Source organism: uncultured Veillonella sp. (assembly GCF_934190855.1).
Taxonomy (GTDB): Bacteria; Bacillota; Negativicutes; order Veillonellales; family Veillonellaceae; genus Veillonella.
Window position 1 is genome coordinate 1 of the sequence record NZ_CAKPTN010000182.1, and the last position, 3,255, is coordinate 3,255.

The 3,255-nt window shown below is 42.4% G+C and carries 3 protein-coding genes and 1 other RNA gene; all 4 read left to right on the forward strand.

Features of this window, described 5'->3' with window-relative positions; genetic code table 11:
• A partial coding sequence (locus Q0F90_RS08400; RefSeq protein WP_296004717.1) for an amino acid--tRNA ligase-related protein occupies window positions 1–369 on the forward strand: 369 nt, incomplete at its 5' end.
• An 80-nt stretch (window positions 370–449) separates the two neighbouring features.
• Window positions 450–622, forward strand: a non-coding RNA gene (gene ssrS / locus Q0F90_RS08405) — 6S RNA.
• Window positions 623–684: 62 nt separating this feature from the next.
• On the forward strand, window positions 685–1,986 hold the full coding sequence (locus Q0F90_RS08410; RefSeq protein ID WP_296004719.1) for a replication-associated recombination protein A: 1,302 nt from the start codon (window positions 685–687) through the stop codon (window positions 1,984–1,986).
• 82 nt (window positions 1,987–2,068) lie between these two features.
• Window positions 2,069–3,255 (forward strand): DNA translocase FtsK 4TM domain-containing protein (locus tag Q0F90_RS08415; protein WP_296004720.1); only part of this gene is annotated, 1,187 nt, incomplete at its 3' end.

Sequence of the window (3,255 nt, forward strand, 5' to 3'; positions counted from 1 at the left end):
GCTTATGACATGGTATTGAATGGCGTAGAAATCGGTGGCGGTTCTTTGCGTATTTACCAAGCTGACGTACAAGAAAAAGTATTTAAAGCAATTGGTTTATCCATCGAAGAAGCAAGATCCAAATTCGGCTTCATGCTTGATGCATTCCAATATGGTGCACCTCCTCATGCAGGCTGTGCATTCGGCTTAGATCGCCTTGTTATGTTAATGGCAAAACGTCAATCTATCCGCGACGTAATCGCATTCCCTAAAACACAATCTGCTTCTGACATCATGAGCCAAGCTCCATCTGAAGTAGAACCTAAGCAATTAAAAGAATTGCATATTAAACCAGATATTGAGGAAGAAGAAGAGCAATCTTTAGTGTAAAAACATAGGCAAGAGTTGGTTAAATTTGAAATGTCAAGTCTTGTTAATTACTAATCTTTCTGATACTATTTATGTATAAGATATCCCTGCCATGTGCGTGTGATATCGCAGTTTTGAGCCAACACATTTACTTCGGGAGTCCGGACTCTCGTCTGAACGTTACGCCCTTACGGGACAACCGCAGGATGAGGAGGGCACCCACCTGCCCTAAGCAGGATCAAAACGCGGTACATTACGGCATGGTGGGGCTTTTTTGTGTGCAAAATATAAAACTTTAGAGTTAATAGTTAAGATGTTATGGATTGAGGTGATAGAATGGATAGTTTATTTGATTTGACGCCTACAAATACATATGAGCCGCTTCCTGTACGGATGCGGCCCACAAAATTAGACCATTTATATGGTCAGGAGAAGGCTGTAGGAAAGGGAACTTTCTTGCGTGCCATGGTGGAGAAGGATACTATACCATCCATGCTCTTTTACGGGCCTTGTGGAACGGGCAAAACTACGCTAGCTGGCATTATTGCTAAGATGAGTAATAGTCATTTTGTAAATTTAAATGCTACTAATGCAGGCATTGGTGAATTGCGCACCATCATTGAAGATGCGCGCAAGCGTGTTCGTTCTCTGCAACAGCGAACTATTCTATTCCTCGATGAAATTCATCGCTTTAATAAAAGCCAACAAGATGTGCTGTTACCTTGCGTAGAGGATGGCACGATTATCCTTATTGGAGCGACCACAGAAAATCCATTTTTTGAGGTTAATAGACCACTTTTATCTCGATTGAGACTGATCACATTAGAGGCCCTTACACCAAAGGCTATCGGTCAAATTTTGCGTCGTGCTATTACGGATGAAGAGGTAGGCCTTGGTAAACGTCGTTTACAAGTAACCGATGAGGTACTGGAGGATGTAGGCATCTTCGTCAACGGTGATGGTCGTATGGCCCTCAATATTTTAGAACAAGCAGCGGCCATGGTTCCCGATGAAGGCACTATATCTATTGAGGTTCTTGAAAAGGTGGTAGGCCGTCGTATTTATACATATGACAAAAAAGGTGATAGCCATTATGATACGATTTCTGCTTTCATTAAAAGTATGCGCGGCTCCGATGTGCAAGCAACAGTTCATTATCTAGCGCGCATGATTGAAGCAGGGGAGGACCCTAATTTTATCGCTCGCCGCATTGTGATTTGTGCAGCGGAAGATGTGGGGCTTGCAGATCCACAAGCGTTGATTCTGGCAAATGCAGCCGCTCAAGCGGCCCATATGGTAGGCTTCCCAGAGGCGCGTATCATATTGTCTGAGGCTGCATGTTATGTGGCGTTAGCACCAAAGAGTAATTCTGCTTATATGGCAATCGATGCAGCTATATCCGACGTGCGTCATAAAGATTGTGGGCAGGTACCTGATCATTTGAAGGATAGTCATTACAGTGGGGCTAGCAAACTAGGTCATGGGAAAGCCTATAAGTATGCTCATAACTATCCGAATGGCTATGTAAAACAACAATATTTGCCAACACCTCTAGTAGATGCTACATATTACAATGGCATAAAAAGAGGTAGAGAAGAACAGTTGCTTCATGACTGGGAAGAACGTCGTAAAAGCTAACTAAATACTTCGATATATGCTATAATATAATGATTAGTTAATTTACTGTAATGTTATATAAGTAAGGGGTTTATATAGATTTATGGCAGAAGAAAATACTTCCACCAAAAAACGCAACACACGCCGGAAGCGAACAAGTACAAAACAGCAATCAAAGTCTCAAGGATTCTCTTTGCGAAGCGAAGTTAAAGGCCTTATTGTCATTGCCTTTGCCGTGATTTCTTTGCTCGGGTTCTTTGGCTTTGAGCTTGGTCTTGTCGGTGAAATTTTAACAGGTATATTCCGCTACGGCTTCGGTCTAGGTGGCATTATTCCTTGTTTGTGCGTTTTCTGGGTAGGTTGGAGATTATTATATAAGGGTACGTTTATTTCCATTACAAAACGAGGCATTGTAATGACCTTGTTTTTCCTATTCTTGTTAGCTCTTGTTCCGTTGTGGCGCGTTCCTGAGGGGCAGGAACTCATTACTACACAACTAGCTAATCAAGGCGGTGTTGTAGGTGGTGCTATTGCAACATTCATGCGCACTTTATTAGGTAATTTAGGTGCTATTATTCTTGATGTATTCTTATTGTTAGCCTTTGGTCTTCTTATTACTCGATTATCTTTGCGCAGTGGGTTGCAAAAGGCAGCTGATAAAACTCAAGTAGGTTTAGATGTCGCAAAAGAGGTAGCTGCTGAGAAGGTAGCCGTGGCGAAAGAGGTCTTTGAGGACTGGAATGAGCAACGTAAAGAGGCGGCGGCACAGCGTAAAGCCTATAATCGGGAAAAAGATACGCGCTTTGAAGATGCTGCAGACCAAGCATTAGATACTTTAGAAAAACGCGGTATTACTACCGATAGAGATAGCTTTGAAACTGATACCTCTGTAGATGTGGAACCGATAGCAGATACAGTTACAACTGTAGAACCACCAAAAGCTCCTACATCTTGGAAGGAATTAGCTGAATTAGAGGCGCGTAATCGTGCAGCGGAACAATTGGCTAATATTTCTGAAACATCTGGCGATGCTAAGACTTATGAAGCTGATGATTTTGATCAATTTTCTGATGCTAGTAGATCTACAGGCGATGATTATGTATATGTTCCAGATGAGGATTATACATATACGCCAGACGAAGGCTATACTGATGAGTCTGAAGCCGCAGGAAATACTGAAGAGGAAGAACCTGAATTTTCCTATCAAGATACAACGATAGGTCCACTAGAGACTAATCATGGAGCTATTGCGTCCGCCGTACCAGGTACGGGTGCTGCCGCTAGTTCTGT

Coding starts and splice junctions, on each gene's coding strand:
- Q0F90_RS08410 (WP_296004719.1), top strand. CDS start 685: ATGGATAGTTTATTTGATTTGACGCCTACAAATACATATGAGCCGCTT.